Source organism: Bacteroides cellulosilyticus DSM 14838, assembly GCF_000158035.1.
Lineage (GTDB): Bacteria > Bacteroidota > Bacteroidia > Bacteroidales > Bacteroidaceae > Bacteroides > Bacteroides cellulosilyticus.
In genome coordinates, this window is the sequence record NZ_EQ973489.1 from 331,993 (window position 1) to 335,966 (window position 3,974).

The following is a 3,974-nucleotide window of genomic DNA, read 5'->3' on the forward strand; positions in this document are numbered from 1 at the left end:
TTCCCTGTATTCTGTGTTTGTGCAGGTAAAGATATGGGTGTGCGTCGTTTGATGGAATTCCTGGGTAATGTGGTTCCGTTTGTAAACGAGATGCCGCCCGTACACAATACTCGTGGCGAGGTTGTGGAACCGAATCCGAATGGACCTACTTCTCTCTATTTCTTCAAGACCGCTGTTGAACCTCATATCGGTGATGTTCAGTACTTCAAGGTTATGAGCGGTAAAGTGCACGAAGGTGAAGACTTTACGAATGCTGACCGTGGTTCAAAAGAACGTATCGCCCAGATTTATGCCTGTGCAGGTGCCAACCGTATTAAGGTGGAAGAAATGGTGGCCGGTGATATCGGTTGTACTGTGAAATTAAAAGATGTGCATACAGGTAATACTCTGAATGGTAAGGGTACTGAAAACCGTTTCAATTTTGTCAAATATCCCAATTCAAAATATTCCCGTGCTATCAAACCCGTGAATGAGGCCGATACAGAAAAGATGATGGCCATATTGAATCGTATGCGCGAGGAAGATCCGACTTGGGTGATAGAGCAATCCAAGGAATTGCGCCAGACTATTGTTCACGGACAGGGTGAATTCCACTTGCGTACGTTGAAATGGCGTTTGGAGAATAATGAAAAGTTGCAAATCAAATATGAGGAACCGAGAATTCCGTATCGTGAAACCATTACGAAGGCGGCTCGTGCAGACTACCGCCATAAGAAACAATCGGGTGGTGCAGGCCAGTTTGGTGAGGTGCATCTGATTGTAGAACCTTATTACGAAGGTATGCCGCTGCCTGATACTTATAAGTTTGGTGCGCAGGAGTTTAAGATGAACGTGAAAGGTACCGAAGAAATCCCATTGGAATGGGGCGGTAAATTGGTATTTATTAATAGTATCGTAGGTGGTTCTATTGACGCGCGTTTCATGCCGGCTATCCTGAAAGGTATCATGTCTCGTATGGAACAAGGTCCGTTGACCGGTTCGTATGCTCGTGATGTACGTGTTATCGTGTATGATGGTAAGATGCACCCGGTAGACTCCAATGAAATTTCCTTCATGTTGGCTGGCCGTAATGCATTTAGTGAAGCATTCAAGAATGCAGGACCGAAGATCCTTGAACCTATCTATGATGTGGAAGTGTTTGTTCCGTCGGATAGAATGGGTGATGTGATGGGTGACTTGCAGGGACGCCGTGCCATGATTATGGGTATGAGTAGTGAAGCCGGTTATGAAAAGCTGAGTGCTAAAGTACCTTTGAAGGAAATGGCATCTTACTCCACAGCCTTGAGTTCTTTGACAGGAGGACGTGCTTCGTTCATCATGAAATTTGCCAGCTATGAACTTGTTCCAAGTGATGTACAAGATAAGTTGGTTAAGGAGTTCGAAGCTAAGCAAGCTGAAGAATAAAAGACTTCACTTCGTCTGTTTTTATAATTTGTTAAAGCCGTTACTCCCTCAGAACGAGGGGTAATGGCTTTTTTATTAACACTGATTAAGAACATGCGTAAATGTGAACGGGAATGATTAATTTTTTATTAAATTTGCAAACCAAACACACGCTGATTTGTTATAATGCTCGTAATGCAACTTAAAAAACTCTTTTCGGTTAATTTACGAGAACTTGCGGTTAAATCAGGTTAATAGGTTAGGAGTGTTAATTAGGGAGTGTTAATTTTGTGACTATGAAGAAGTCAACAATATGGATATTAGGCATCGTTATGGGGTTATCTTTCCTCAGCCTCTTGTATCTGCAAATCAGCTACATAGAGAAGATGGTAAAGATGCGTAACGAGCAATTTGATGAATCTGTGAAGCGTGGACTGATGGCTGCTTCTAAAGAAGTGGAGTCCGCTGAGGTTGCCCGTTGGTTGCGGGAAGACATCTCTGAGGCAGAAAAGAGAGCGTGGGAATTGACTGAGCAAGGACAGGCATTGGTGCAGACACAACGGTTTACGGTGACGTCGCCGGATGGTTCCAAGTATTCGGCCATGGAACTTCAGACGATCACAAATAAACCGTCAGAGCTGCCGAGAGCGATGATTTCGCGTAAGCATGGCGCTAAGACGATTCCTAAAACAGCTCGTACACAAATTGATTTAATGAAAGAACGTTATGTGTACCAGCGTGGCTTGTTGGATGAAGTTGCCTTGCAGATGTTATATACGGCAAGTAGCAAGCCGATTGAGGAACGCATCAACTTTAAGAACCTGGATCAGTACTTAAAGTCGGGCTTGGTAGATAACGGCATTGATCTGGGATATCACTTTAAGGTGATTGACCGGGATGGACGGGAAGTATACCGTTGTTCGGACTATGTCGATGAAGGTAGCGAGTATTCTTACTCCCAGCCTTTGTTCCTGAATGATCCACCTGCCCGTATGAGTATCGTAAAGATACATTTTCCGGGCAAAAGAGATTATATTTTCGACTCGATCAACTTTATGATACCGTCGATGATATTCACCTTTGTGTTGCTGATTACGTTTATCTTCACGATTTATATCGTGTTCCGCCAAAAGAAACTGACGGAGATGAAGAATGACTTTATCAACAATATGACGCATGAGTTTAAAACGCCGATATCGACTATTTCGCTGGCGGCGCAGATGTTGAAAGACCCTGCAGTGGGTAAGTCGCCTGCCATGTTCCAGCATATATCGACGGTCATCAATGATGAGACGAAACGGTTGAGGTTCCAGGTGGAGAAGGTACTCCAGATGTCGATGTTCGACAAACAGAAAGCTACCTTAAAAATGAAGGAATTGGATGCCAATGAGTTGATTACCGGTGTTATCAATACATTTACCCTGAAGGTAGAACGTTATAACGGTAATATAGAGTCGGAACTGAACGCAACAGACCCGAATATCTTTGCAGATGAAATGCATCTTACGAATGTGATTTTCAATCTGATGGATAATGCGGTGAAGTATAAGAGACCGGATGCCGATTTGGAATTGAAAGTGAAGACCTGGAATGAACCGGGCAAGCTGATGATTTCTATTCAGGATAACGGAATAGGTATTAAGAAAGAAAATTTGAAAAAGATATTTGAAAAGTTCTACCGCGTGCATACAGGTAATCTGCACGATGTGAAAGGCTTTGGATTGGGATTGTCTTATGTGAAGAAGATTATTACAGACCATAAGGGAACTATCCGGGCAGAGAGTGAACTAAACGTTGGAACTAAATTTATTATAGCATTACCTTTACTTAAAAATTAATGATATGGACGAGAAACTGCGTATTTTATTGTGCGAAGATGATGAAAATCTTGGCATGCTTTTAAGAGAATATTTACAGGCAAAAGGTTATTCTGCGGAGTTATATCCCGACGGTGAAGCTGGATACAAAGCTTTTCTGAAGAATAAATATGACTTGTGTGTGTTTGACGTGATGATGCCGAAGAAAGATGGTTTCACTTTGGCTCAGGAAGTGCGTGCTGCAAATGCCGAAATTCCTATCATCTTCCTGACTGCAAAGACACTGAAGGAAGATATTCTGGAAGGCTTTAAAATCGGTGCGGATGATTACATCACCAAGCCGTTCAGCATGGAAGAGTTGACATTCAGAATTGAAGCAATTCTGAGACGTGTACGTGGAAAGAAGAACAAAGAGAGCAATATCTACAAGATAGGTATGTTCACTTTCGATACACAGAAACAGATTTTGTCAACGCCTGAAAAGCAGACGAAGCTGACAACGAAAGAGTCTGAACTCTTGGGTTTGCTCTGTGCTCATGCTAACGAAATCCTGCAACGTGACTTTGCTCTGAAGACCATCTGGATTGATGATAACTACTTCAATGCACGTAGCATGGATGTGTATATCACGAAGTTGCGTAAGCATCTGAAAGAAGATCCTTCCATTGAAATCATCAACATCCACGGAAAGGGATATAAGTTGATTACACCGGAACCGGAGTCTTGATAGACTCCTTGCATAAAAACAAAAAAGGCGGTTGCTACCAAAGCAAC

3 protein-coding genes are annotated in these 3,974 nt (G+C 42.6%); all 3 read left to right on the forward strand.

Annotated features, from left to right (window positions below; genetic code table 11):
* The coding region (gene fusA, locus BACCELL_RS25895; protein WP_007210272.1) for an elongation factor G at positions 1–1,404 on the forward strand (1,404 nt) is incomplete at its 5' end.
* Between the two features lie 275 nt (positions 1,405–1,679).
* On the forward strand, positions 1,680–3,221 hold the full coding sequence (locus tag BACCELL_RS03990) for a sensor histidine kinase (RefSeq protein WP_007210273.1): 1,542 nt from the start codon (positions 1,680–1,682) through the stop codon (positions 3,219–3,221).
* 4 nt (positions 3,222–3,225) lie between these two features.
* On the forward strand, positions 3,226–3,927 hold the full coding sequence (gene rprY / locus BACCELL_RS03995) for a response regulator transcription factor RprY (protein WP_007210274.1): 702 nt from the start codon (positions 3,226–3,228) through the stop codon (positions 3,925–3,927).
* The last annotated feature ends 47 nt before the right edge of the window (positions 3,928–3,974 follow it).

Coding starts and splice junctions, on each gene's coding strand:
- BACCELL_RS03990 (WP_007210273.1), top strand. CDS start 1,680: ATGAAGAAGTCAACAATATGGATATTAGGCATCGTTATGGGGTTATCT.
- rprY (WP_007210274.1), top strand. CDS start 3,226: ATGGACGAGAAACTGCGTATTTTATTGTGCGAAGATGATGAAAATCTT.